Raw genomic sequence first — 24,511 nt, forward strand, 5'->3', positions numbered from 1 at the left:
CTCGACCCGAGGGCCACTATCCCCGCCAGGTTAATCCAGCGTCTGCCGGTAGCGCAGCATCGCCACGACCGAGATCACGATCAGGATCGCGACCATCGCCCACATCTCGCCGGCGACATCCCCGATATCGCCGCCCTTGAGCATGACGGTACGCACCACCCGCAGGAAATGGGTGGCCGGCACGGCGCTGCCGATGATCTGCGCCCAGCCCGGCATGGCGGCAAACGGGAACAGGAAGCCCGACAGCAGCACTGAGGGCAGGATGGTGAACATCGACAATTGCATGGCCTGCATCTGCGAGCGCGCCGCGGCCGAGATGAGGAATCCCAGCGCCAGATTGACCACGATGAAGAGGTTGAAGCCGACAAAGAAAGCCCACCACGACCCCTCGAACGGCACCTCGAACAGGGTGAGGCCAGCCAGCAGGAATACGGCGGTCTGCACGTAGCCGACAAAGACATAGGGCACGATCTTGCCGAGCATCACTTCGAGCGGCCGTACCGGCGTCGCGATCAGCATCTCCATGGTGCCGCGCTCCGATTCCTTGACGATGGCCACTGCCGTCATCATTACCAGGGTCATGGACAGGATGATGGCCAATAGTCCCGGCACGATATTGGTCGAGGTGCGCCCTTCCGGATTGTAGAGCTTGTGCACGGCCACGTCGAAAGGCGGTGGCGCTGGCGCGAGCCGGGCCAGCGGCCCCGAAAGGGTCTCGGCCATGGCCCGGCTGACAATGCCGCTCAGCGCCCCGACCGCCCCACCGACGGCCGAAGGGTCCGAGGCATCGGCGGTCACCAGCAGGGTGGGCTTGAGCCCGCGCACGATATCGCGTTCGAAATCCTGCGGAAACACCACGACGAACGACGCGGTGCCGTCGCGCAGCGCCTTTTCACCGCTGTCCACGCCGGCCACCGCCCCCTGGATGTCGAAATATTCCGAGATCTGCATGCCCGAGACGATGGAGCGGACCAGCGGGCCGGTATCGTTGAGTTCGACCAGCGTGGGCAGGTGCCGCGCATCGGAATTGATGATGTAGCCGAACAGCAGCAACTGAAAGATGGGCAGCCCGATCATCATGCCGAAGGTGATGCGGTCGCGGCGCATCTGGATGAATTCCTTGGCGAGTACGGCGAACAGGCGCGCGAATGAAAACCTCATGCCGCGTCTCGGGCGAAATTGTCCCGCGCCCCCGCCATCAGGTAGATGAAGGCCTCTTCGAGTTCCGACTTCTTTTCCGTCCATTCATGGGTGCCGCGCGCCCGATAGCGCGAGACGACGCTTTCCAGCTTCGCCCTGTCCGTGCCCGACACATGCAGCACAGCGCCGAAGCGGGCCACCTGCTCGACGCCGTCTTCCTTCTGCAGTTCGGCCTCGAGAGCGGAAATGTCCGGCCCCGAGACGCGATAGGTGACCAGCCCCACCATGGCGGGAATCTCCGACGATGGTCCGTCGATCAGCTTTCTTCCATAGGCGATATAGGTGATGAAGTCGCATTGGATGGCCTCGTCCATATAGTGGGTGGAAACCAGCACCGTGACGCCCCTGGCCGAGAGGCGCCGGATTTCGTCCCAGAAGTCGCGGCGCGCCTTGGGGTCGACGCCGGCGGTCGGCTCGTCGAGCAGCAGCAGGTCGGGCTCGTGCAGCAGGCAGGCCGCCAGCGCCAGCCGCTGTTTCCAGCCGCCCGACAGCGAGCCGGCGAGCTGCTTCTGCCGGTCGGCCAGCCCCAGTTCGTCAAGCGCCGCATCCACCCGCTGCCGCCGCCGGTCGAGGCGGTACATGCGGGCCACGAAATCGAGATTTTCGCGAATGGAGAGATCTTCGTAATAGGAGAATTTCTGGGTCATGTAGCCGACCCGCTCCTTGATCCGGGCCGCGTCGCGCCGCACGTCGAAGCCGAGGCAGGTGCCTTCCCCCTCGTCGGGCGTCAGCAACCCGCAGATCATGCGGATCGTCGTGGTCTTGCCCGAGCCGTTGGGCCCCAGGAAGCCATAGATGGCGCCGCGCGGCACCGCGATGTCGAAATGGTCGACCACCGTCTTGTCGCCGAACCTTTTGGTCAGCCCCCGCACGTCGATGACGCTGCTGCCGGTCATGGCGTCACCGTCACCGGCTGCCCCGGCCGCAGCTTGCCCGGCTCTGCGATCCCGGCCTCGACCAGATAGACCAGCCGGCTGCGTTCCTCGCGCGAATAGATCACCGGCGGCGTTATCTGCGGTTCGCTGGCCAGATAGGTCACCGTGGCCGTCATCGCCGCGCAGCCGTCGCAGCTTACGCTCACCACCTGGCCCACCGAGAGGGCCGAGCGCTCCACTTCCGGCACGAAGAACCGGGCCTTGAGCGCTCCGTCGGGCAGGATGGAGACGATGGGCGCACCCGCCACGGCGATCTCGCCCGTCGTGTAGAACAGCCGATCCACCGTGCCGTCCACCGGGGCGAGGCTCTGCCGGTCCCTGAGATCCAGCGCAGCCCGGTCGGCATCGGCTGCCGCGACGGCCAGATTGGCCTCCGCCGCCACCTGCTGGGCATCGCGCGCCGGCAGTTCGGCCACGTTGACCTGCGCGGTCAGTTGCGCCACCTGCGCTTCGGCCGCGGCGAGCGCCGCCTGATCCTGTTCCACCCGCACCGGGGCAACCGTGCCCGCGGCCAGCAGCTTCTCGCTGCGGGCCAAGTTGGATTGCGCCAGCACCAGGTCGGCCCGCGCCTTGCTGAGATTGGCGCGGATGACGTCGATTTCCTCGACGCGGCTGCCGGTTTCGAGGTTTTCCAGCGTCGCCCGCGCCGCTTCGACCCGCGCCTGCGCCGCCGTCAGCAGCGCCTGCTGCTGGGCGTCATCGAGCGCGAACAGCGTGTCGCCCACCCCGATCGCCTGCCCTTCGGCCACCGCAATGCTGGCAATCCGCCCGGCGCTGACCGGCGCGGCATAGACATAGTCGGCTTCGAGATAACCGGGATAGCCCGCCTGCTCGCTGGCCCCGCCCGGCAGCAGCGACATGATGGCGGCCATCACGCCGGCAAAGAACTCGTTCATTTCGGTGCCTCCTGCGGATCGGCGCTGATGCCGCGAAACAGGATGTCGATATGGTTTTCCACCAGCCGCTCCATCGCCAGCCCGTCGGCCGGCCTGACGTCGAAGATTTCGCTGAGCGCGATATGGGCGATGATCGGCCCCACTACCGAGCGGATGGTGAGTTCGGGGTCCACCGGCCGCAGATAGCCCTGCTCGATGCCGCGGGCGATCAGCCCGGTCAGTGCCGGCACCACCTTGTCCAGCACATTGCGCCGATACATCTCGGCGATAGAAGGAAAGTTCATCACCTCGCGCAGGATCAGCTTGGGTATGGCGATGGTGTCCGCTTGCGTCAGCGCCCCGCACAGCATGTGCAGCAGCCGGGTGATCGGCACCCGCGGGTCGCCCTCGAACTGGGCCATGTCGGGAGCCGCACGATCGGCAATCGGCGACACCGCGCGCTGCACGATGCCTTCCAGCAGCGCCTCCTTGGAGGGAAAGTAGAGATAGACCGTGCCCTTCGACACGCCTGCCTGCCGGGCAATGTCATCGACCTTGGCCGCGGCGAAACCCTTGGCCACAAACACCGACAGCGCCGCATCCAGCACCTCGTCTGGCCGTGCCTCGGCCCGGCGGCGGAATTTCTTGGTGGTCTCGGTCATGGGCGCTCTCCAATGCACGTATAATAACTGACTGGTCAGTTATTTACAAGTGCAACTGGACGGGGAATGGAACTGCCGGCACGGTCGCCTATAGGCACCTTGCCATCCCACCCTCGGTGTCATCCCGGCCTTGAGCCGGGATCCATCTCGAGATCGCACCACGGCCGCAAGGTGGATCGTCCGACCACCTGCCCCACCATCTCAGGATGGATCCCGGCTCAAGGCCGGGATGACACGGTGGTTGGGGAAGCGACGATGGATTTATCCATCTTATCCCCCTCGCCAGAACTGCGCGTATCATCTCCCCATCCCTCCGCATGGGCGGCCTGCAGGCGAACAGTGGCGGAGGGCGCCGGGGCTCCAAAAACCGGCGCCCCGAGACGGCTTCCGTCTCACTATTAATTACTCAGGGGCGTCAGCCGTCTCGGGGTCCGCCCATCCATGACAACCGCGATCCAGGCGGCGCTTCCGCATGCCGCTTTCCACAGCCCGCATTGCCCATGCGTCGTCAAACTTGTAGATCGGGGCCGGCATGACCAGATAGGGTCGTTTCATGCCACCAGCGCCGGCCGGTTCCAGCCGGCGCGACAGAAAAACGGGGCCGCCGCCTATGACCGACCTCAAGCTGCTTGCGCTTGATACCGAAGACCTCGAAGTCATTTCCGCCCATGCGCAGGACGCCGTCGTGCGCGTCGCCGACATGGGCTATGCGCGCGGCGACCGCCGCTTTGCGCTGCTGATGAACCGCTTCGATTGGGAATCGGGCCAAGGCCGCCGCGACAAGGGCCTGCGCAGGCGTGCCGCCCTGCATTTCGACGCGGTGCAGTCCGTCGTCACCAATGGCTTCGATCCCGCCGCGCCCGAAGGCGTGCTGGAACTGCTGGCCATCACCTTCAAGCCCATCGACGGACCGGCCGGCATTGTCGAACTCAGCTTTGCCGGTGGCGGCACCGTGCGGCTGGGCGTCGAATGTCTCGAAGCGCGCCTTTCCGATCTCGGCGCCGTCTGGGCCGCCTCGGCCAAACCCGCCCACGCCCTCGACTAAGGACAGCTGATGCCCATTCGCCTCGACAGCGCCGATGCCGATTTCGAGCAGCTATTCCAGGAACTGCTCGACGGCAAGCGCGAGTCCAGCCAGGACGTCAGCGATATCGTCGCCGGCATCATCGCCGATGTGCGGGCGCGTGGCGACGAGGCAGTGGTGGAACTGACCAACAGGTTCGATCGCACCCATTTCACCGCCGCCGACCTGCGCATTTCCGAAGCCGAGATCGACAAGGCGGCCGCCCGCGTCACCTCGGAGGTCCGCGCGGCGCTGCAGACGGCGCATGACCGCATCCGGGCGCATCACGAAAAGCAGAAGCCCGCCGACCACATCTATACCGACCCGCTGGGGGTCATCCTGGGCACCCGCTGGACCCCGGTCGATGCCGTGGGCATCTACGTGCCCGGCGGCCTCGCCAACTATCCGTCCTCGGTGCTGATGAATGCCGTGCCCGCCAAGGTGGCCGGTGTCGAGCGCATCGCCATGGTGGTGCCGACGCCGGGCGGGCAGATCGCCGCCCCCATCCTGCTCGCCGCCAAGATGGCCGGCGTTACCGAGATTTACCGCGTCGGCGGCGCCCAGGCCGTCGCGGCTCTTGCCTATGGCACAGCAACCATTGCCCCGGTCGACAAGATCGTCGGCCCCGGCAACGCCTTCGTCGCGTCGGCCAAGCGCCAGGTCTTCGGCAAGGTCGGTATCGACATGATCGCCGGCCCTTCAGAAGTGCTGGTCATCGCCGATGGCTCGGCCAACCCCGCATGGGTTGCCGCCGATCTCATCGCCCAGGCCGAACACGGGGCAGGGGCCCGCTCCATTCTCGTCACCACCGAAAAGGGGCTGGCCGACGCGGTTGCCGCCGAGGTGGACCGGCAGATCGACCTGCTGCCCAATCCGGCCAATGCCCGCGAGGGCTGGGAGGTCCACAGCGCCATCATCACCGTTTCCTCGCTCACCGAGGCCGTTGCCCTCGCCAATCGCATCGCCTCCGAGCATATCGAACTGGCGCTCGACGATCCGCAGTCCATCCTGCCCGCCATCCGCCATGCCGGCGCAATCTTCCTCGGCCACCACACGCCCGAGGCCATCGGCGATTATGTCGGCGGCTCCAACCACGTCCTGCCCACGGCCGGCACCGCGCGGTTCGCCTCGGGTCTGGGCGTGCTCGACTTCATGAAGCGCACCTCCATCCTGGGCTGCGATCCGACGACGCTGGCCGCGCTGGGCGAGGCGGCGGTCACCCTGGCCGAGGTGGAAGGCCTCGACGGCCACGGTCGGTCGGTATCGATAAGGCTCAACCGTTGAGCATTTCGATGGAAAGCCAGGCGAAACCCACCAATACGGATCGCCTGGTCACCGTGACGCTCGACCCCAATACCATCACCTCGATCAATCCCGACGAGGTGCATGAATGGCGCATCGCCATCTATGACCTGCTGGAAGAAAACACTTTCCGGCCCGCCCGCGTCACGGCCACCGGGCCCTTCGCGCTGCATATGTCGATCATCGGCAATTCCATCGTGCTCGATGTGCGCCACCCCGAAACCTTCCAGCCCATCGCCGCGCACTATCTGTCGCTCACCCCGTTCCGCCGGCTGATCCGCGACTATTTCCGTATCCGCGACGCCTATTACGAAGCCATCCGCTCGGCCCAGCCCTTCCAGATCGAAACCGTCGACATGGCGCGCCGCGGCATGCACAACGAGGCGGCCGAACTGCTGCGCACGCGGCTGACCAACAAGATCATCGTCGATCTCAACACCGCGCGGCGCCTGTTCACCCTCATCTGCGCCGTGCAGCCCTATGCCAGCAGGATCGACGAGGCGACGAGCGAACTGCCCTCGGTGCTCTTCGTCTGCTCGATGAATTCGGTGCGCTCGCCCATGGCCGCGGCTTTGGCCCGCCAGGCCTTTCCCGGCCGCATCATCGCCCGCTCGGTGGGCGTCAATGGCGGCAAGGCCGACCAGTTCGTGCACGAGGTGATGGAAGAGATCGGCATTGATATGAGCGTGCACACGCCCCATATCCTGGACGAACTGGTTGCCAACCACTTCGACCTGGTCATTACCCTCTCCGAAGACGCGCCCGAAGCCGTGACCCGCAAGGGTCTCGAAGCCGGCGCGGTCGAACACTGGACGACAGCGGATCCGTCTTTGGTGGAGGGCAATCGCGAACTGGTGCTGAACGCCTATCGCGAACTGCGCGACAGCCTGCGCAAGCAGGTGCGCACCCGCCTCGAACCTCTGGTTTCCGGTGGTTCACAAATCCGTTGAATTGAAGTAGGTAGAGACCACTTTCCGACCCGTGGCCGGCAAGCTATGCCCCTATGGGTCTATCAGGAGACAGTATGGCGAAGGAAGAAGTGCTCGAATTTCCGGGCGTGGTGACTGAATTGCTCCCCAATGCGACGTTCCGCGTCAAGTTGGAGAACGAGCATGAGATCATTGCCCACACCGCCGGCCGCATGCGCAAGAACCGTATCCGCGTCCTGGCCGGCGACAAGGTCCTGTGCGAAATGACGCCCTACGACCTGACCAAGGGCCGTATTACCTACCGCTTCAAATAAAGGCAGCAGAGATGGCCAGCCGTCCGGATTTGATCCTGGCCTCCGCCTCGCCGCGCCGGCTCGCCTTGCTCAATCAGATCGGCATCGAGCCCGAGCATCTGGTGCCAGCCCATGTAGACGAGACGCCCGAAAAGGGCGAATTGCCGCGCAAGCTGGCCATCCGCCTCGCCGACCTCAAGGCTCTCACCGCCCAGCACAAGGCCCGCTCCGCCGGTTTCGGCCAGGGCGCGATCGTGCTTGCGGCGGACACTGTGGTCGCCGTTGGCCGCCGCATCCTGCCCAAGGCCGAGACCATGGACGAGGCCACCGAGTGCCTGCGCCTGCTCTCGGGCCGGTCTCACCGCGTTTATACCGCCCTGACGGTGCTCACGCCCTCCGGCGCCAAACGCCAGCGCCTGGTCGAAACCCGCCTGCGCTTCAAGCGCCTCTCTAACAGAGAGATGGAATCCTACCTGGCCAGCGCCGAGTGGCGCGACAAGGCGGGTGGTTATGCCATCCAGGGCATTGCCGGCGCTTTCGTGGTCAAGCTTTCCGGCTCCTATACCGCCGTTGTCGGCCTGCCGCTGATGGAAACCGCCCAGCTCCTCGCCGGCGAGGGCTATCCGGTCCATTTCAACTGGCTCAACCAGTCCACGCTGTCAGGCGTCTGATGCCCACGGCCAAAAAATGCCCGATCTGCGGCAAGCCCGCGACTGAAGAGTTCAAGCCCTTCTGCTCCAAACGCTGCGCCGACGTCGATCTCAACCGCTGGCTATCAGGCAATTATGTCATTCCGGCCCGGGACGACGAGCCCGTGGCCGATGACGATCCGAACCTGCCCAAGCTCGATGACGAGGACTTTTAGGCCTTCGAAGACCTCTTGGTGAGCCCGTCGAACCACGAAGGCCACTGGGCTGCGGCCCGCTGCGGCAGAGGTCTCCACCCGCCCACGCAAACTCCTTGTCCACATACCCTTTTCCCGCTTGCGTGGCCAAAACCCATCCCCTATAAGGCCGATGGCTTTCAGCCGAGGCGGACTTCCGCCATTGCCCGGGTAGCTCAGTTGGTAGAGCAGCGGATTGAAAATCCGCGTGTCACTGGTTCGATTCCGGTCCCGGGCACCACCTATTTCTTAAATAAACTCAAATAGTTGTAGGTGGCATTGGTCCTATCGAGCACCGCCCCGTGTGACATTCGTGCGCCACGCGCAAACCCCAGCGATTCCGGGCGGTCACTTCCGGCCCCGGTAAATCCATGTCACATGAAATGGCACATCGAATGGTCTATAGTCGGTACTCATGGCCGATGTAATCGATCGCCCTCGCTGTGGGCAGCGGCGGCAGCCTCGAGCTGCGGGCGCGAAGCGTTGGCGCGGATCACGCTGCCGTTGACCGGTCGATTGTTTGACTTCAACGACCTTGACGCATATTGAGCCCGCTACCCAAGGGAAGCCGGCCCTGTGAAAAAGCGATCGTCGGATAGGCAGTTCAGGGACGCAGCGCAGGTTCGGCGCCGTTACGCTCGTTATCTCCGACGTGCACTTGTCCTCCTTATTCGGCGCAAAGGACGACCGGCGTTAAGCACGCTTCAGCGGTCGACGTCCAACCGCCGCAAAATGCCGGCAGGCTACTACACTTCGCCGAAGGAGGCACGGGCGATGCCGGTGCCTCCCATCTTCGCAGTCGAGAATGCAGAATTCCTCGAGTGGCTGTCGAACTCGTTCTCGCGCAGCAGTAGGCACTTGGCCAGGATCACGCGCCGACGCGCCCAAGGACGCAGGATCAAGCGGGTTCGAGGCCTGTCGTACAGCGACTTCGCGATGATCAAACAGATGACGCCCGAGGCAGCACTGGTCGTTGCAGCGCTCTACGACAGAAACCGCACGCTGTCTCAGTCCGCGACGCATGTGTACAACCTTGCGGACTGGAGCCCTAGCGTCAGGGACACTCTAGGCCGCATTGGCTTCTTTGAGATTTTGGGATTACCTTCAAATGAGGTGATAGCCCTGTCCGACCCACTAACGCGGATAGAGCGCTTCAATTCAAGCGCGCAAGTGGAGTCGGTGGAGCTAGGCCAACTCGTCGAAAAACTGCTCGACTACCTGATTGCCGCCCATCCAGGCTGCCTTACCGGGGACGAAACAGTGGCTCGGACCATAAAGCTGTATTCAGCGCTTATCGAGGCAACGGAGAACACTCGCCGTCACGCCTATCCCGTCGACTTCAGCTCGGCAAACCCTGTGCAGCCTAACTGGTGGCTCACCGGCGCGATTACGGAAGCGGAACGCAAGCTCTCTCTGGTCGTTTACGATCAAGGAATTTCCATTCCCGGGAGCCTTGCCGCTCATCGTGATTCTCAATGGGCGGGCCACAATTATGTCAACCGGGTATTGAAGAGATTTACCAAAGGGGCATTTGATGATGATGACCCGATCTCAGACCATGCAAAGATACGCCTTGCCATGCGACACGGCTGGACCTCGACTTCATCATCGCATCGCGGTAAAGGGCTGCCAGTTGTGCGCGAGGCTATTTCTCACTGCCAGCATGGCATCCTTCATATTTTGAGTAGGAATGGCGCGTATCGTGAGGAAACTGGAAGGAAGCCGCAATCATGGCACTTGAGTTCGCCAATGCCAGGAACGCTCATCATATGGGACCTTTGGCTATGACCGCTCATCCAGCGGCCGCATCACCGATCATTATTGCCGATGATTTCTCGCGCTTTCCCGGCGGCAGATATCGCGCCGATGGCGACAACAGTGGCGAGGAGTTCCGAGAGGACTACCTCGTTCATGCCATTGACGCTGCGCGTACAGCGGGTCGCCCTGTAACTGTCGTCCTCGACGGCGTAGCCGGATATCCCGCATCCTTCCTGGAAGAGGCTTTTGGCGGCCTCGTTCGTGAGGGGCACTTCACTAAGGCCGATCTGCGCAAGTGGCTTGTGATTGAAGCGTCGTCTCTCTACCAGACTTTTCAGGTTCTCACTTGGAGCTACATCGACCAGGCTAAGCCTAAGACGTGACGGGCGGGCGGTTCTCTGAACTTGTCCTCGCCGCGCTCTTTGGGGCGTGCTCTGCGCTGATCCTGGCCTGGCTCAAGTCCAGCCGCGATGACCACTGGGAAACCTTTAAGCACTTTATCGAGCAGGTGATGGCCGTCGCAGAGGATGGCACCGATTACTGGCTACTCGACGCCAATGACGATAACCGCCTCCGACTTGAAGCAAAAATACTGGGCGGGCAGACCTACCTGCAACATCACTCCCTGTTGGTATTCGGCCGACTTCGCGTCCATGAGATGATGCCCCTGGTGCAAAGTCTGGCGCTGTTTCTGGATTCTCTATCTGGCGGAGACTTCCGTAGCCCCACGCGCACAGCCGACTTTCAGCGCGCGTCAGATTGCCAAGTGCGAGCAGCCGAACTTGCGGTGCTGGCCCGTCAAACATTTTCGAAGTCGGTTACGCTCATGGCGATGTTTAAGCGCTTCACGCGCTACCCATTCGCGGGCTGAAACACCAACCTCATTTGCCGCGCACGTACCGCCGCCAGAGCGTCATTCTGCATCAGCAGTGCATGACCAGCCCTCCGCATTTCATCCCAGTAGCGCCGCCGCCGCGGCGCTCATCTCGCTGCCGTCGTCTAGTCGCTCGAACAGGTGGCTGTAGGTGTTCATCGTGATGACGATGGACGAGTGCCCGAGCCGCTCCTGGACCTCTTTCGGCGACAGGCCCAACCCGCCGGCCTTCGTCGAGTTGATCAGCCAACTGGCGTTGAAGTGTCTCAGGGCGTGCATGCCGGTATATTTCGCGGCGAGCACCGGCTTTCCCTCCGCATCGACCTCCCCGGTGTCCACCGTCACACCAGCCCGCACCATCGCCGGGCACAACCCGCGATTGATGATGTTGGCCAGGCTCTCGACCTTGCCCTGGCCGTTGGGGAACACGAGCTGTAGCACCTTTGCCGGCTGCCCAGCGTCGCCCTTCTTGCCGGTGTCCTTCCGCGGGCAGACTAGCCGCCATTCCCTCAGAGCGTTGACGACCAGCGCCGGCAGCGAGACATAGCGCTCGCTGGTTTCTGTCTTCGGCCGGCCAATCGCGTTGTACCGATCCGCGCGCTGGCGGACGTACACGCCGCCCTTGACCAGATCGACATCATCCCAGACCAGGCCCCGCAGCTCACTGGCCCTCAGTCCGCCGAACACTGCCACGAGCATCAGCGGGCGCCATCGGCCGCGCAGATGTCCCAGGAAGGCTTTGACCTCGTCGGGCGAGGGAATGTCCACCCCGACCCTCAACTTGCCCTTGGCGCGCTTCTCTGCGCGCGCGTCGGCACCATTCCCCAGCCCCCTCATGTCCCGCACTACGTTCCTCACGGCGTGGCCGCGCTTTTGCGCGTTCGCGAGTATGCTGCCCAGGCTGACCATCACCTTCTTGATCATGGCGGCCGAGCGTCCGGCGTCGTGCAACTCGTCCTCGAACTTGCTCAGCACCACCGGCGTCAGGGCGGGGAGCTTCACGTGACCTATTGCCGGGTTGATATGCAGATCCAGGTGCTGTCGGTATTGGGCGATGGTGGCCTGCTCCCGGCCGGCGCGCTGCTTGGCCTTGATCCACAGGTCCCCCGCTTCTTCGATCGTGATGCTATCGCTCGGGGCGATGTGCGTACCGTCGGCTACCTCAGTGCTGGCTCGCTTCTCGTAGGCCTCGGCATCCTTCTTCAGCTTGAACTGCTTCCGATGGCGCCTGCCGGCGGCGTCGACATAGTCCGCAACCCATGCCTGATTGGGGCCGGCTATGGAGTCAGGGAAAAAGCGCTTACGGACGGACATCAGGCCCCTCCATTGTTGGCTATGGCTGTCGCTGGCGGTTTCCAAGCTGGCAATGTCAGCCAGTTGTCGGGGAAGCCCATTGCATCGAGCTTTGCATGATCGCAGGAGGCGACAAGCTCGCGGAGCCGCTGGCGCCAATCAGAAGTCGGCGCCACAATCCCCATTAAATAGCCGAGCATCGCGAGCGTGTTGTAGAGTCGCCGTTCGGTGTGAGGATTCATGGCAAGCCTGAGCGACGACGGCGCGTTCGGTACCTTCATCGTCACCGTGAATTGCTTGTTCCAGAGCCTGCCGTGATGGGCGCAGATGTTGCGAACATAGGTCAGATGGTGAGCGCAGGATGCCAACACTTTTTCATCAAGGCCATAGACCTTGGCGACGGCCTGCCGATCAGCGCGCGCTTTGAGATTGCTGTACCATTTCGACAGTTGCCCAAGGGACATGATCTCCGAAATCATCCAGATGGGCGGATGCTCAGGGTCATCGTACTTGGTCTTGTAGTGCTTGATGAAGGTGTCCTTGGACCAGTCGATCTCATCGAGCAGGGAATTCAGGGCCCGTGCGAACTGGTCGCTTCGGGCGTAGAGGGCTGGGTCCAGGTAACCGTGCGGGCCGTACTGGATGGCCAGCCGATAGGCCCACGCGCCACGAAGTGAAACTTCAACGCGCTCGATCGCGTCCATGACCAGGAGCCTGAGCTGGCGATCGAAGACGTACAGGGATATGGCGTCGTCTAGAGAAGTTCCGTCGGCGAACTTGTGTTCACCGTCAACCTGCGCCGGCACTTCGAATGGAAGCCAGTACGCCCTCAATCGATAGTAGCTGATGTGCTGCAGGTAATGGTCGGCCTTGCCCTTGTCGGGCACTGACATGCCGCGTCCTTCGAGCTTCTCGATCTGCCGCTGGATGGTCAGGGAGGGCTTGGTGAACTTCATCGTGTCACCAGAGGCCAGAAACAAGAAACCCGCCGGGGTGCGCAGTACGAAGCCGAGGCTCCGTCCGAGGCGTGGCGGGTCTTGTTGGGGAGATATATGCTTGAGACGGCCCTTGGTTGCAAGGCATTCTTTGTGAACATTTTGTTACAGCGCCTGAAGGAACCTGCCAGGATTTCATCGCCCTTAGTCGTCCAGAGGCGTTTGCGGACGCTCACTTGGTCTTGCCTTCATCCAGCGCCGCAAGAGCGGCAGTCCGCTTGTCCCTCGCGTTTTTAAGGCCTTCCCTTACCGTCTCGATACGATCCATAGCCACCGCCTGGTCACCGTCGCCATAGATAGCTCTGGCCTTGCCGAGCATCTGAACATCGCCGGCTAAGGGGATTGCGATGTCGGCGATCTGGTTTGCTGTCAGCCGCTTGGGTTCGGATGCGTGAATCCGAGCAGCAAGTTCCTGCATCCCGTCTGCCCTATCATCGTAGATGAGTGCCATCTGGCAAAGACGGCGGATAGCCTCGGCTCTGGACCTTATGCGATGCGCGAAGCCCCAATCGTCGAGCGCTCTCGCCTCCGATTCGGACAGCATCATCTGAAATTTGATCGTTTTCAGTTCGTCCTTGGCCAACTCTCGGTCCCCAGATTGAGCCTCAAACATAGGGCAGTCATGGAAGAACCTCAATAGATGGAACTTCCATCACTTTGTTGACAAGTTGAATGAACCCCGCTAACCATACCTCCATTCCTAATGGAAGTGATGGAAGTTATGGACACCAACGAACTTAAGACGGAGCGGCTTTTGCTAATGATCGAGCCCGGGCTGATCAATCGCATCGATGATTATCGGTACGAGAACCGCATCCCCAGCCGTGCGGCCGCGGTGCGCGAGCTGATGCTCAAGGCGCTACCTCAAAACAAATCGGCCGAGGCAGCTTCCGCTACCCCGGCCGAATGAACCGCTGCCCTGGCAGGCAGCAATCCCAACATCATTGAAAGTCAACAAGATGCAATCTGCATATAGCAGTTCGCAGGCCGAACTTCTACGCCCTGACGAACACCCCCTCACCATGTCGAGCAGCGATATCGCCAAGCTCACCCACAAGCGCCATGACAACGTGAAACGCACCATCGTCGCCCTTGCCGATGCAGGTGTGATGACGCTTCCTCAAATTGAGGAAACGTCTTTCCTCGATACCAAGGGAAAGGCCCAGTACACCACCGCCTATCGGCTGATCGAGCGCGACACCTATGTCGTGGTCGCCAAACTCTCTCCCAAGTTCATGGCCGCAGTCGTGGACGAGTGGATCGATCTGCGCGGCGGAATTTCGCTCCACGGTGGAGCGAAATTCGACCTGATCGAGTTCGCCGACCGCGCTCGTACCGACATCGAAGCCGTCCGCGACCTCATTGCCCGCGAAGGTCACGGGACACGCGGCGCCCTGATCAAGGCGGTGAAGGAACTGGCCGGCAATCCGATCGGCGCCCTCAAGTCCTATCTCGACGATCGCTTCATGGCCTCGCGTGAGCGGGACAAGATGGTGATCGGCAGCTTGGCGACGCTCGATAGGTCGGTTGGCCAGGTGCTCGCTCTCGCCCGGCGAGCGCTCGAGCCTGATGCTTTCGTTGCCGGCGATTGGGTGGCCGTAAGCGGCGTCTATGCCCTCGCCGGCGTCAACGGCCCAGTCCCTCGCCAGAAGTCGCTCAGCGCCCGCCTGACGGTATCCCTGGTGGCATTCTGCATCGAGACCCATCGTCAGATGGACATGCGAGGCATCAACTTCGATCGCAAAGTCCACCTCTACCGCGCCACTGCTGTCCGCGCATGGCTCAAGGATCGCGGCAAGGCACTGATTGACCAGCACATCGCCAAGCACTCTGCTCAGACGGTGATCGCCTTCCCCGGCCAGCCGGTGGAAGGGGGTGCGAAGTGAGCGGCCCGCGCGGGGAAGCCCGCCCGGTCGAGCCCGGAATGTCGCGGCGTGTTGCACTGACGGGCATGGGGGCGGCACTTTCTTCGGCGGCTCTCGGTGCTGCTACAGTGCCGGCCCTTGCCGCAGCGCCAGGTGCCGATGATCCTGAGACGATTGGCCTCTCGGGGTTGGCGCTGGCGGCCGTGCACATCGAGCGCGCCGTCCAGGCCATGGCTCCGGTCACGTTCGGCCGCTGGTCGGTCAAAATTCATTCGGGCCAGCCTGACCAGTCATGGTGCTTCCACCAGGAAACCAATCTGGTGCTGCGGGCCATCAACCTTCATCGGCGTGCCAGCGAAGCTGTCGATCAGGCTCTTGAGCGCCGTAACGCCGCTCAGGCCCGAATGGAGGCAAACCCTCGCTACGAATGGCGCCCCCGGGTTCAGGTGGGTCAGTACGTTGCCATGGGTGGAAACCCGGGGGCCCCGATCTACGCCTACGATGTCGATGACATTGAGCGTCACAGCAAGCAGTGGCAAGGGCTGGGCCTCGCGCTGCATCGTCCTGAAGAAGCCGAGGCCTACCGTGTGAAATTCGCCGGCCTGCGCGATGAGCTTGAAGCTAAGCTGAGGCGGAAGAAGCGCATCGAATATCGCTCCGGCTACTCCGCAGCTGACAAGGCGCTCTCCGCAGCTTGGCGGGCCGAAGAGGTGGCCGCCATTGCGTTGGTGCTGGTTCAGCCCGCCACGCCCCGCGATGAGGCTGAAAAGCGCGCCTACATTCGCGGCAAGCCCAGCTTCGAAATGAACAATTGGGACGTCGAGACCCTGTTCGATGCACTGAGAGCAAACGTTGGGGGGCTGCGGTCATGAGCATGATCACCCGCCGCCTTATGATCCAGGCTCTGCCGTTCATCGGCGCTGCCGCTGGCATCCCTGTCGCGCTGGCGGTCCCCACCGAAGCGAACGAGGCCCAGTCAGCGCAAGAGCAGATCGACCACCATGTTGCGGAGCTGGTGAAGCTCATCACCGACACCGCCGGCCCTTGCGATGGGTGGCGCCTGTATATCAGTTCGAACCCATGGGATCACCCCGAGCCCTTCCTGCGCGCCGAGCGCTTCTGGCGCGTCAATGAGCGCATGCGGGATGGTAGCCCGCGGACCATGCTAGTTGACCGCATGCGGACCTTCAATCATCGCACTGGCGAGCATAACGACTACGACCCGATGATCGACCTCGCCGGCTGGGTGCCCAAGGCGGGAGGCATCAATGTCTGACCCGCTGCTCAAAGCCATCGCCGACTATCGTGCCGGCCTCGCCGCTTACAGCGCAACGCCGGACGTGGTGACCAATGCGCTGGAGCAGGAGGTCATCGCCTGCACCTATGGCCCGCCAAGGGCCGTGCTGAACGAGTGGAAATTGCCGGCACAATCGCTGGCCGAGGTCCACCAGGCAATTCGAGTTGCCCTGGATGAGGGTGTCGTCTCCGATGTGCAGGAACGGATGCTGGAAGCGGCCCTGGGCTTCTTTGAGGAAATGGGGGGTGCCAATGGCTGATCGGCCCGAAACCCTCGCCGACGATCTGATCTGGGGGGTGGCGTCAATCGCCGCCTTCATCGGCCGCACGCCGCGGCAGACATGGGAAGCACTCGACAAGGGGCAACTGCCGGCCCGCCAAGTCAATGGCCGCTGGTGCGTCAGCCGAAGCCGCCTGCGGACGTTCTTCGCTGGCGTGGACATCGGGGAGGCGCAGAGCGCTTCCCCGGCTCCTGAGCCTCCGCTGGCGATGCCTAAGCCCTCGAAGGCCACAGGCAAGCACAAGCGCGCGACGGCAACGATCCACAAGCTCACGCCACGCAAAGGGAGGGCAGCATGAAATTCCGGCTGACCGAATTGGCCCTGGGCCGTCCTCGGCGCCCTCGCCATCGACTTTGCAGTCGTCCTTGTCCTGTTTGGAGTGGGGCCATGATCCGTCCTTTTCAAATCCGCGCCGGCCGGGCTTTGCTCGGCTGGTCCGCCGCCGATCTGGCCAAGGCCGCCGGCATATCGGTCTCGTCCATCACGCGGGCCGAGACGGCCGATGGCCCGGTGCCGCTTAAGGCTGACAGCCTCGTCCTGGTGATCCGCGCCCTGCGGCGTGCCGGCGTCGACTTCGTCAAACAGGGCGAAAAGATCGGCGTGGTGCTGGACACTTCGAAGGTGAGCTCATGAAGCGGCCTTCCGAAATCCTCGCCGGCGGGAAGCCCGGCCAACGGGCCCCCTGGTTCTCGCTGCCGTTGGTGCGCTTCGATGAAACCATCGGGCCGCTGGCCGACGGTATCCGGTCTTTGCCAGATGACCTGCTAGCCACCGAAATCGATCAGCTCGTGTCGATTTGTTCCGAAGGTGGCGGCCACCATGGCGAGCGCTTGATGCTCGGCATCTACGACGCTGAGTTGGCCCGTCGTGGTGACCCGACGATGCAATTTGACCAGGCGCTCGACCTGGCCTTGTTCCGCATCGAGCGCCAGACCAACGATGCCGATCGACGGGTTGTCGAAGACATAGGCCGTCGCATTTTCGCAGCCGGCGGGCGGGTGGCACTGGTCGCCGCCTATCGCCGAATGATGGCGCTGGCCCGGCCAAAGAAGCGATCGGTTCGGGAGAAGATGCTGGCCAAGCGGTGGAGTGGAATCGGTGGCGCGCAATGATCATTGATCATTCAACGACGGACAAATTGATCAACGGGATGCTCGCTGACCGGAGGCTCTCACCTTCTGCATTTCGGGTGGGTGTGTGGCTGGCCGTATACATGGCACGCAGCGCGGCACCTGTGGCTGATCCGTCAATCGCAGAAATCGCCGAGGAGCTTCACATCAGCGCTCGCTATACCTCGTCGTGCTTGGCGCAGCTACGCAAGGCAGGGTGGGTTACTTGGGTTAGGCCGAACCGACAGACTACAAACGAATATAGGTTTGACCTCTTGAACATCGGGAGGGGCACGCAGTGAGCAGGTCAACTCCGCCCCGTTATACACCTGATGAAATCATGGGTCTTGAACTGAGAAAATATCTCACCCGCATCTACCGCGCGCGAAAGCGCGAGGGTCTTGCGATAGGTGGCCTCGACGGTTGGGCAAGGGCCATATGCTATGTCTCTGCCCGCGTTGATACCGCCGTGAATTTACGGTCGGTGACCAGGCACTGCCTCCGTGTCGGCATCGATATTCCTGATACCATCTTGGAGCCAGTGGTTCGCGAGGTCGCCGCCGCGCGAGCGGCCGGCGCCTTGACCTTCAGTTCAGCATTGGTTGGCGAGATGATTCAGCTCACCGCTGCCGAGCGTGAAGAGCACGAGGTCAGGCGACTTATCGATGCTTGCGACCAGCCCGCCGATGATCGGCGCCGAGCCACGGCCCGAGAACGAAGTGCAAAACGCCGTGCTGATCGCGGGGGTAAGCCCCGCTCAGCATCATTCCAGGCCACTAAACCTTGGATTGCTGAAGGCAAAACCCGCACCGCTTGGTTCGAGGAGCGGCGGCGTCTCGGACTAACACGTCACAGCCACCCAGATATATTTATAAGGAAGAAGGGTGATCGTGACGAAACAGTCCAGAACACCAGTGATCGTGACGAAACAGTCCAAGATAACGAGGTGGTCGAATGACCAAATCAGCGACCCCCGACTGGCTCCAAGTCGCCGCCGACGCATCGGCGAGGGACGCATTTCTGGCATGGTCCGAGTGCGAGGACTTCTCCGTTTACGCTGACCGGCGATGGGCCATCATGCATTCCGCAAGGGCGCTCGGCGATGACTATGAAAGATGGTCGATTTTGTTCGAGGGACGATTGGCCGAGTTGATTGGCGCGGCTGCAGGGGTGGTCAGCGCTGAGCGAGCGCGCGCTGCCCAGATCGTGGCCACCTATCTCGATCATCCCAACCTGGCCGGCAATGACCTGGCCTTACACCTCATCGCCGAAATGGTCACCGCCATCAGGAGCCAGACTTGAACCTCCATGTCCCGCCATACGCCCTCATCGATCGCCCACTGTGGACGCCCGACACAGTCAAGGAGGCGCTGGTCGATGCCTTCGCCACAATAGAGCGCACCACGCCTCGCGTCGGCCCGACGCGCGCCGTCCAGCAGATATTCCGCGGCAAGAACCCGGAGGAGGTCGCCCTGATCCGACTTCTGAACGATGACCAACTGGCGTTCCTGCGCGCCGGAGCGAAGCAACGCCCGGCGCGGGTCACGCCGCAGGACATCAGCCAGGCCGAAGCGGTAGTGCTTGGCACCGATGAACACCCGGCATGGCTCGCCACCCTCGATGATGAGCATCGACCCAAGCTCGTTCTGTGGGTGCTGCACGAGGTCGGCAAGGATCTCGGCATCAGGCAGAAAACTCTTCGCCAGCGGTGCGAGCAACTGAGGTGGGCGAAGCGATCCTTCTATCGCCATGTCGATAGTGCCGCGGGCAAGATAGCGGTTCGACTAAATCGAGATGGCATCGAGGCATGGCTAGAGCCACGTCGCTGACGCGAAACTGCTCAGAAGGCTTAGATTTCTGGACTTCTGCAATGATCATCGCCACCTTCCCCTGACACGCACATGGATGGTGGTTTGATGCTTGCAGAGAGCTTGCCGCGCACTTCGTCGTTTGCCACCGACAGGCAACGCGGAGGTGCCGCGTTCGTCGAGCGATGGACCAATGCCAGGGCCGGCGTAATCGGGTTCCTCACCGGGCGCGGCTACAGTTCCTGCTCCATCGCCGAACGGATCGACGACCGTCCAGAGACGGTCCGGCGAATGTGGACGCTCTGGGATCTATCGGCCTATGGCCACGACGGTCGCGCGCCGCAGGTCGTGGTTCCGCTCAGCCAGCGCGATCGGGCACACCTGGCCGGTGCCGCCGCGACCGCGGGGCTCACCATCGAGGCCTATTGTGAGCAGATATTGGTCAACTCGATTCGGCGGTGATGCCCAGATGCCAACGGACTCTCCGAAAGCACGTGACACCGTGGCACTCCTGGGCCGATAAATGCACCTGTCGCTGGTAGGTTGAGAGATCTGCGCAGCATGATCGACCATCTTAATCGTTGCTGGGCTCGGCCTGAGCTTGTGACCATAGTTCTGTCAGGCTCTGGCCCTTGCGCCCCCAGTTGTCGGTTTCCACCTCATCGATCACGACAAAGATGTATTCCGGGTTGCGTCCCAGCTCCTCGACCAGCACGTCGGTCATGCGCCGTATCACGGCCTTCTTCTGATCGACCGAAGCGACGCCCTTGGCGATCTCTATTCTTACGATTGGCAAAGTGGAAACCCTGTCTGTTCCTGGCCGGGCGGTAACCCTAGGCCCTGCACACTGCCTTCGGCAACGGGTCGCCGCACCGTCGGCCCAACCCCATTCCTTGGCATAACAGGCAGGGGGCTAGATGCCTCGGACCGATCTGATGGCGACAGCATGGAACAGCAGACTGAGGGGAACGGCGAACGCGAGGCGCCCGAATGCCTGAATGATCACCTCGGCAAGGTCGGGGTTTGGGTGCTGTGACCCAGTTTCTAGAAACAGCGGCAGCACGCCAATGGCCATCGTGGTTATGGCCAAGCCATTCCAGTAGTTCGCGTGTAGTTTCGCCTTCTCGATTTCGCCCTGTGTCATTCGCCCTCCAAAATGTCAGCCGACTAGAACAAACATATCGCCAAGTGCCAAGCCTTCACGGGTGGCAGGATGGATTTGCTTATGCGGTTGGAGCGGCGCCCCAATCCGCATTCCACTCCGTGCCGTCTTGAAGACGGATGAAGAATGGCTTCCTCGCCTTCGCGGCTGTTGCGGCTCCACGTTGGAGAGCCTGAGGGACTGGCATAGGCTCGATTGGTACAAAGATGTAATCGGCACCTTCGGCGGCAGGCCCTCCGGTTGTGAGGGTTGCCACCGGCAGGTCATCCACCAAGGAAATCGTCGCCAGCACGTACTCTGATGGCACCGCGCCGGGAAATAATTTGTAGCCCATGCCCGTCCTCCCAAACCCTCGTCATGAAGCATTCGCCGACGGCTGCGCGGATGGCAAGTGGTGAAGACCCTGGGCAACCGCATCGGCACGGCGAAGCCTCGCCTCTCAACACCCCGCCAGGTGCGAGACACCCGCTACAGCCCAGATGCCACAGTGCGCGGCTGGTACAAGTCAGCAAGGTGGCAGGCCCTGCGCCAAGAGGTGCTGGCCCGTGATCTCTACACCTGCCAGCACACAGGCGTGCTGCTGACCGGCAAAGCGCCGGCGCCGGATAGCCCAGTCGTCCACCACAAGGTACCGCACAAGGGCGATGAGCGGCTGTTCTGGGACATGAGCAACCTCGAGGCCGTGTCCAAGGAATGGCACGACTCGGAAGCCCAACGGGAAGAGCGAAAGCCCTCATGACCAACGAAGAGCGTGCCGTCATGCAGAAGCTAGTCGAGGCTTGGAACGCATTTGTCGCGTTGCCTGTGGAACATCCCGACGACGCCAACGAGTTTCGTTTCCACATCCATGCACTTCAGAACTCGCTGCTTTCGCGGCCTACGCGGAGGGAATGGCACGACAGCGAGGCGCAATCACAAGAGCGGAGAGCTATATGACCTGCATCGTAGGCGTCGTGGAGAAGGGCAAGGTCTGGATCGGTGGCGATAGTGCAGGTGTGGCCGGCTACGACCTCATGGTGCGATCGGACCCCAAGGTGTTCCGCAATGGCGATTTCGTCATGGGATACACTTCGTCATTCCGCATGGGGCAGCTGCTGGCCCATCGCTTTCAGCCGCCCAAGCGTCACGCCGACCAGGACGTCTATGTCTACATGGTGACGAGCTTCGTCGATGCGCTGCGCCAGTGCTTCAAGGACGGCGGTTATGCCAGCAAGGAGAACGAGCGCGAGCAAGGCGGTCAGTTCCTCGTGGGCTATGAGGGAAGGCTGTTCGAGATCGGTGGCGACTATCAGGTTGGCGAGAACCTCGACGGCTATGCCGCATGTGGGTGCGGCGGCAGCATTGCCCTTGGCGCCCTGCACGCCACATCGAGCGAGTGCCCCACTGATCGCATCAGGTCCGCCTTGAGCGCGAGCGAGCGTCACAACGCTGGTGTGCGCGGCCCGTTCGTGGTGATCGGCCCTGAAGATAAAGCCAAGGCGCTAGCCTGATGCTGGCCCGCATCCGCGAGTTCTTCTGCCGTCACCAGTGGAAGGCAACACGCTTCCAAGCGCTGGTGCCAGGCCGCAGTGAGGCGTGCACCAAGTGCGGCAAGCAGAGGCAGGTCTACCCCATCAGATGAAGGGGGGGGGTGGTCAAAGGCCCGAAGGGGTCGCCGCCCAGGACCCGCGACACGCTCATTGGCATATTTTATTTTCACACCCGGAAATCTCACGCATGGCCGGAAACAAAAACAGCGGTCGACGGGCCTATGCGCCCGACGACGAAGAGCGCAGGAAAGTCCGCGTTCTCAAGGCTGGTGGGATGAGCGACGACGCGGTGGCGACTGCGCTCGGCATCAGCGCGCCGACGCTGCGCAAGCATTTTTCGCATGAGCTGGACGTCGGTACGGCCAAGACCCGCGCCGAACTGCTCTTGGCCCTGCACCAGTCGGCAATGGCCGGCAACGTCTCGGCTCAGAAGAAGGCGCTGGAGCTCGTAACCGCTTCGGCCGCAGGTGAGCGCCTGAAGGATCGAGAAACGGCGCCAGCGGCTTCGGCTGCGACCCCGGCGTCCGCTCTCAAGCGAGGCAAGAAGGAAATTCAGAAACAGGCGGCCGAGGAGGTCGCTGAGGGTGGCAAGTTCGCGCCCCCTCCGGGCCCGCGGCTGGTCCATAGCAAGTGACCGACCGCACCTGGTCGACATCCTGCCTCGACTGGGAGCAGCGTATAGTTGCGCGACAGTCGCTGATCGCCATGGAGCCGCTATTCCCGGCAGAAGCCGATGCGGCGCTGGCGGTATTCAAGTCGCTGCGCATGGTGGATGTTGCCGGGCAGCCGACATTCGGCGAGGCCTGCGAGCCCTTCGTCTTCGATTTCGTGCGGGCTGTCTTTGGCGCCTACGAGGCTGAGACTGGGCAACGGCTCATCGAAGAATTCTTCCTGCTCGTGTCGAAAAAGAACGGCAAGAGCACCATCGTGGCCGGTATCATGCTGACGGCGCTGATCCGCAACTGGCGTGACAGCCAGGAGCTGCTGATCCTGGCACCGACGCGCGAAGTGGCCGACAACGCCTTCAAGCCGGCGGCCGATATGGTCGATGCCGATCCGGACCTGGTGGACCTGTTGCACGTCAACCGGAATACCAAGGAGATCACGCACCGCACCAAGGGCGCTGTGCTCAAGGTGATCTCGGCGGATTCGAAGACGGCGTCGGGCAAGAAGGCCGCCTTCGTGCTGATCGACGAACTCTGGCTGTTCGGGAAGAAGGCGAACGCCGCGGGTATGCTGCAGGAAGCCACGGGCGGGCTCATCTCCCGGCCGGAAGGCTTCGTGATCTATATTTCGACCATGTCCGACGCGCAGCCCGCTGGCGTGTTCAAGGAAAAGCTCGATTATTTCCGGGGCGTGCGCGACGGCGAGATCGAAGATGCGCGCAGCTTGCCGGTGCTATACGAGTTCCCGCCATCGATGATCGCCAGCAAGGCCTACCTCGATCCGGCCAACTTCTACGTGACGAACCCGAATATGGGCCGCTCGGTTCGCCAGTCATGGCTCGAGCGCAAGCTGGCCCAGGTCAAAGCGGGCCAAGACGAGGATGGCGACACCATCCAGACCTTCCTGGCCAAGCACCTGAACATCGAGATCGGGCTGAACCTCAGGGCGGGCCGCTGGCCGGGCGCCGACCACTGGCTGGCAGCTGAGGACCCGGAACTGGCTTCCGTGCCCCACTGGGCAGCGCTGGAGCGCCTGAAGGCCCGCTGTGAGGTCGTGGTGGTGGGCCTCGATGGGGGCGGCCTCGATGACCTTCTCGGCATGACTGTTCTGGGCCGAGAGACGCGCCAGATCGAGGTTGCGATCGAGGACGAGCTAACCGGCGAAATTCACCGGCTGAAGGTGAAGCCTTGGCTGGCATGGTCGCATGGGTACTGCCAGCGCATCGTGCTGCAGCGGCGCAAGTCGATCGCCACGGTCCTCGAAGATATCGCCGCTGCGCGCGAACTGACGATCCTGAACAAGCCCCTGGGCGACGTCCTGGCTGTCACCCGCATCGTCGAAGACCTGAAGAACGCCAACCTGCTGGGCGGCGTGGTGGTCGATCCATCCGGCATCAGCGAGATCATCGACGCAATGGAGAACATCGGCGTCACCCAGGAGGCTGGGTTGCTGATCGGCCAGCAGCAGGGCGGCTACCTGATGGGAGCCATCAAGACCACCGAGCGATACCTGGCCAGCGGCCAGTTGAAGCATGCCGGCGGACCGCTGATGCAGTGGTGCGTGCCGAACCTGAAAATCGAGCAGATGGCGACAACTATTCGAGCGACGAAGGCAACGGCCGGCGACGCGAAAATTGACCCTGCCATCTCACTGTTCAACGCCGTCGCCCAGATGAGCCGCAACCCTGCGGCTCACCGGGCGAAGGAATACCAGATGATCATCGTCTGACCCCG

Annotated in this window: 34 protein-coding genes, 1 tRNA gene and 2 pseudogenes; 27 read left to right on the forward strand and 10 right to left on the reverse strand. The window is 62.6% G+C overall.

Annotated features, from left to right (window positions below; translation table 11 throughout):
• Window positions 1-30: 30 nt before the first annotated feature.
• From ASD04_RS15780 to ASD04_RS15795, 4 genes are read right to left on the reverse strand one after another with little or no spacing between them, the layout of a single operon-like run.
• Window positions 31-1,161, reverse strand: a complete 1,131-nt coding sequence (locus ASD04_RS15780) for an ABC transporter permease (protein WP_056259040.1) — start codon at window positions 1,159-1,161, stop codon at window positions 31-33.
• Window positions 1,158-2,096, reverse strand: a complete 939-nt coding sequence (locus tag ASD04_RS15785; RefSeq protein ID WP_056259043.1) for an ABC transporter ATP-binding protein — start codon at window positions 2,094-2,096, stop codon at window positions 1,158-1,160. Before ASD04_RS15785 ends, ASD04_RS15780 begins: the two co-directional genes overlap by 4 nt.
• Window positions 2,093-3,031: an HlyD family efflux transporter periplasmic adaptor subunit gene (locus ASD04_RS15790; RefSeq protein ID WP_056259046.1), complete on the reverse strand. Its 939-nt coding sequence runs from the start codon at window positions 3,029-3,031 to the stop codon at window positions 2,093-2,095. Before ASD04_RS15790 ends, ASD04_RS15785 begins: the two co-directional genes overlap by 4 nt.
• Window positions 3,028-3,672 (reverse strand): TetR/AcrR family transcriptional regulator, encoded by a 645-nt coding sequence (locus ASD04_RS15795; protein ID WP_056259051.1) that lies wholly within the window; start codon window positions 3,670-3,672, stop codon window positions 3,028-3,030. The genes ASD04_RS15790 and ASD04_RS15795 overlap by 4 nt, the downstream gene beginning before the upstream one ends.
• Window positions 3,673-4,282: 610 nt before the next feature.
• Between ASD04_RS15795 and ASD04_RS15800 the strand changes: the two genes are divergently transcribed.
• From ASD04_RS15800 to ASD04_RS15845, 11 genes and pseudogenes are all read left to right on the forward strand, one after another.
• Window positions 4,283-4,717, forward strand: a complete 435-nt coding sequence (locus ASD04_RS15800; RefSeq protein ID WP_056259052.1) for a DUF2948 family protein — start codon at window positions 4,283-4,285, stop codon at window positions 4,715-4,717.
• A 9-nt stretch (window positions 4,718-4,726) separates the two neighbouring features.
• Complete coding sequence (hisD, locus tag ASD04_RS15805; RefSeq protein ID WP_056259054.1) at window positions 4,727-6,019, forward strand: histidinol dehydrogenase; 1,293 nt, start codon at window positions 4,727-4,729, stop codon at window positions 6,017-6,019.
• Window positions 6,020-6,027: 8 nt separating this feature from the next.
• Window positions 6,028-6,501: pseudogene (locus tag ASD04_RS19910) on the forward strand (UPF0262 family protein); the annotation flags it as partial.
• 57 nt (window positions 6,502-6,558) lie between these two features.
• The gene (locus ASD04_RS19915) at window positions 6,559-6,987 is read left to right on the forward strand and encodes an arsenate reductase ArsC (RefSeq protein WP_280137684.1); all 429 of its coding nucleotides are present in this window, start codon (window positions 6,559-6,561) and stop codon (window positions 6,985-6,987) included.
• 74 nt (window positions 6,988-7,061) lie between these two features.
• Window positions 7,062-7,280, forward strand: coding sequence for a translation initiation factor IF-1 (infA, locus tag ASD04_RS15815; protein ID WP_035082742.1), 219 nt, complete (start codon window positions 7,062-7,064; stop codon window positions 7,278-7,280).
• 11 nt (window positions 7,281-7,291) lie between these two features.
• A complete protein-coding gene (locus ASD04_RS15820; protein ID WP_056259057.1) occupies window positions 7,292-7,930 on the forward strand; it encodes a Maf-like protein in 639 nt (212 codons plus the stop codon).
• The gene (gene yacG, locus ASD04_RS15825; RefSeq protein ID WP_056259059.1) at window positions 7,930-8,124 is read left to right on the forward strand and encodes a DNA gyrase inhibitor YacG; all 195 of its coding nucleotides are present in this window, start codon (window positions 7,930-7,932) and stop codon (window positions 8,122-8,124) included. Before ASD04_RS15820 ends, yacG begins: the two co-directional genes overlap by 1 nt.
• A gap of 183 nt (window positions 8,125-8,307) precedes the next feature.
• A tRNA-Phe gene (locus tag ASD04_RS15830) sits at window positions 8,308-8,383 on the forward strand.
• 695 nt (window positions 8,384-9,078) lie between these two features.
• Complete coding sequence (locus tag ASD04_RS15835) at window positions 9,079-9,930, forward strand: hypothetical protein (protein WP_156461276.1); 852 nt, start codon at window positions 9,079-9,081, stop codon at window positions 9,928-9,930.
• Complete coding sequence (locus ASD04_RS15840) at window positions 9,873-10,283, forward strand: STAS-like domain-containing protein (protein WP_200940276.1); 411 nt, start codon at window positions 9,873-9,875, stop codon at window positions 10,281-10,283. The genes ASD04_RS15835 and ASD04_RS15840 overlap by 58 nt, the downstream gene beginning before the upstream one ends.
• Entirely contained in the window at window positions 10,280-10,771 is a 492-nt protein-coding gene (locus tag ASD04_RS15845; protein WP_056259067.1) for a hypothetical protein, read from the forward strand. The genes ASD04_RS15840 and ASD04_RS15845 overlap by 4 nt, the downstream gene beginning before the upstream one ends.
• Before the next feature lie 81 nt (window positions 10,772-10,852).
• Here ASD04_RS15845 and ASD04_RS15850 read toward each other — a convergent pair whose 3' ends face one another.
• The 3 genes from ASD04_RS15850 to ASD04_RS15860 form a co-directional block, all read right to left on the reverse strand.
• The gene (locus ASD04_RS15850; RefSeq protein ID WP_056259071.1) at window positions 10,853-12,088 is read right to left on the reverse strand and encodes a site-specific integrase; all 1,236 of its coding nucleotides are present in this window, start codon (window positions 12,086-12,088) and stop codon (window positions 10,853-10,855) included.
• Window positions 12,088-13,023, reverse strand: coding sequence for an Abi family protein (locus ASD04_RS15855; RefSeq protein WP_056259308.1), 936 nt, complete (start codon window positions 13,021-13,023; stop codon window positions 12,088-12,090). The genes ASD04_RS15850 and ASD04_RS15855 overlap by 1 nt, the downstream gene beginning before the upstream one ends.
• Window positions 13,024-13,234: 211 nt before the next feature.
• A complete protein-coding gene (locus tag ASD04_RS15860; protein WP_156461277.1) occupies window positions 13,235-13,645 on the reverse strand; it encodes a hypothetical protein in 411 nt (136 codons plus the stop codon).
• Between the two features lie 138 nt (window positions 13,646-13,783).
• On the opposite strand from ASD04_RS15860, the gene ASD04_RS15865 reads away from it, so the two are divergent.
• The 12 genes from ASD04_RS15865 (at window position 13,784) to ASD04_RS15920 (ending at window position 19,883) form a co-directional block, all read left to right on the forward strand.
• Window positions 13,784-13,972 (forward strand): hypothetical protein, encoded by a 189-nt coding sequence (locus tag ASD04_RS15865; RefSeq protein WP_156461278.1) that lies wholly within the window; start codon window positions 13,784-13,786, stop codon window positions 13,970-13,972.
• A gap of 34 nt (window positions 13,973-14,006) precedes the next feature.
• A complete protein-coding gene (locus ASD04_RS15870; protein WP_156461279.1) occupies window positions 14,007-14,948 on the forward strand; it encodes a Rha family transcriptional regulator in 942 nt (313 codons plus the stop codon).
• A 38-nt stretch (window positions 14,949-14,986) separates the two neighbouring features.
• On the forward strand, window positions 14,987-15,799 hold the full coding sequence (locus tag ASD04_RS15875) for a hypothetical protein (protein WP_156461280.1): 813 nt from the start codon (window positions 14,987-14,989) through the stop codon (window positions 15,797-15,799).
• Entirely contained in the window at window positions 15,796-16,203 is a 408-nt protein-coding gene (locus ASD04_RS15880) for a hypothetical protein (RefSeq protein WP_156461281.1), read from the forward strand. Before ASD04_RS15875 ends, ASD04_RS15880 begins: the two co-directional genes overlap by 4 nt.
• Complete coding sequence (locus ASD04_RS15885; protein ID WP_056259086.1) at window positions 16,196-16,483, forward strand: hypothetical protein; 288 nt, start codon at window positions 16,196-16,198, stop codon at window positions 16,481-16,483. The genes ASD04_RS15880 and ASD04_RS15885 overlap by 8 nt, the downstream gene beginning before the upstream one ends.
• A complete protein-coding gene (locus tag ASD04_RS19745; protein WP_056259089.1) occupies window positions 16,476-16,802 on the forward strand; it encodes a hypothetical protein in 327 nt (108 codons plus the stop codon). The genes ASD04_RS15885 and ASD04_RS19745 overlap by 8 nt, the downstream gene beginning before the upstream one ends.
• 89 nt (window positions 16,803-16,891) lie before the next feature.
• Window positions 16,892-17,137 carry a helix-turn-helix transcriptional regulator gene (locus tag ASD04_RS15895; protein ID WP_056259092.1) on the forward strand — a complete coding sequence of 82 codons (246 nt, stop codon included), beginning with the start codon at window positions 16,892-16,894 and terminating at the stop codon, window positions 17,135-17,137.
• Complete coding sequence (locus tag ASD04_RS15900) at window positions 17,134-17,616, forward strand: hypothetical protein (RefSeq protein ID WP_056259095.1); 483 nt, start codon at window positions 17,134-17,136, stop codon at window positions 17,614-17,616. The genes ASD04_RS15895 and ASD04_RS15900 overlap by 4 nt, the downstream gene beginning before the upstream one ends.
• A gap of 337 nt (window positions 17,617-17,953) precedes the next feature.
• Entirely contained in the window at window positions 17,954-18,571 is a 618-nt protein-coding gene (locus ASD04_RS19510; RefSeq protein WP_156461282.1) for a hypothetical protein, read from the forward strand.
• Between the two features lie 182 nt (window positions 18,572-18,753).
• On the forward strand, window positions 18,754-18,915 hold the full coding sequence (locus tag ASD04_RS19515) for a hypothetical protein (protein ID WP_156461283.1): 162 nt from the start codon (window positions 18,754-18,756) through the stop codon (window positions 18,913-18,915).
• Window positions 18,912-19,442 (forward strand): hypothetical protein, encoded by a 531-nt coding sequence (locus ASD04_RS15915; RefSeq protein WP_056259103.1) that lies wholly within the window; start codon window positions 18,912-18,914, stop codon window positions 19,440-19,442. Before ASD04_RS19515 ends, ASD04_RS15915 begins: the two co-directional genes overlap by 4 nt.
• Window positions 19,443-19,544: 102 nt before the next feature.
• Entirely contained in the window at window positions 19,545-19,883 is a 339-nt protein-coding gene (locus ASD04_RS15920) for a hypothetical protein (RefSeq protein WP_162245148.1), read from the forward strand.
• Between the two features lie 112 nt (window positions 19,884-19,995).
• On the opposite strand, the pseudogene ASD04_RS15925 reads toward ASD04_RS15920, so the two are convergent.
• The 3 genes and pseudogenes from ASD04_RS15925 to ASD04_RS15935 form a co-directional block, all read right to left on the reverse strand.
• Window positions 19,996-20,226: pseudogene (locus ASD04_RS15925) on the reverse strand (4-oxalocrotonate tautomerase family protein); the annotation flags it as partial.
• A gap of 108 nt (window positions 20,227-20,334) precedes the next feature.
• Entirely contained in the window at window positions 20,335-20,565 is a 231-nt protein-coding gene (locus ASD04_RS15930; RefSeq protein WP_056259111.1) for a hypothetical protein, read from the reverse strand.
• 79 nt (window positions 20,566-20,644) lie between these two features.
• Complete coding sequence (locus ASD04_RS15935; protein ID WP_056259113.1) at window positions 20,645-20,917, reverse strand: hypothetical protein; 273 nt, start codon at window positions 20,915-20,917, stop codon at window positions 20,645-20,647.
• Window positions 20,918-20,974: 57 nt separating this feature from the next.
• Here ASD04_RS15935 and ASD04_RS15940 point away from each other — a divergent pair, with 57 nt between their 5' ends.
• From ASD04_RS15940 to ASD04_RS15960, 4 genes are all read left to right on the forward strand, one after another.
• A complete protein-coding gene (locus ASD04_RS15940) occupies window positions 20,975-21,322 on the forward strand; it encodes an HNH endonuclease (RefSeq protein ID WP_156461285.1) in 348 nt (115 codons plus the stop codon).
• A 193-nt stretch (window positions 21,323-21,515) separates the two neighbouring features.
• Window positions 21,516-22,073, forward strand: coding sequence for a hypothetical protein (locus ASD04_RS15950; RefSeq protein ID WP_056259119.1), 558 nt, complete (start codon window positions 21,516-21,518; stop codon window positions 22,071-22,073).
• 226 nt (window positions 22,074-22,299) lie between these two features.
• The gene (locus tag ASD04_RS15955; RefSeq protein WP_056259122.1) at window positions 22,300-22,746 is read left to right on the forward strand and encodes a hypothetical protein; all 447 of its coding nucleotides are present in this window, start codon (window positions 22,300-22,302) and stop codon (window positions 22,744-22,746) included.
• Window positions 22,743-24,506, forward strand: a complete 1,764-nt coding sequence (locus ASD04_RS15960; protein WP_244488338.1) for a terminase large subunit — start codon at window positions 22,743-22,745, stop codon at window positions 24,504-24,506. The genes ASD04_RS15955 and ASD04_RS15960 overlap by 4 nt, the downstream gene beginning before the upstream one ends.
• Window positions 24,507-24,511: the final 5 nt, after the last annotated feature.

Origin of the sequence: Devosia sp. Root436, from assembly GCF_001426345.1 — a bacterium.
Taxonomy (GTDB): Bacteria; Pseudomonadota; Alphaproteobacteria; order Rhizobiales; family Devosiaceae; genus Devosia.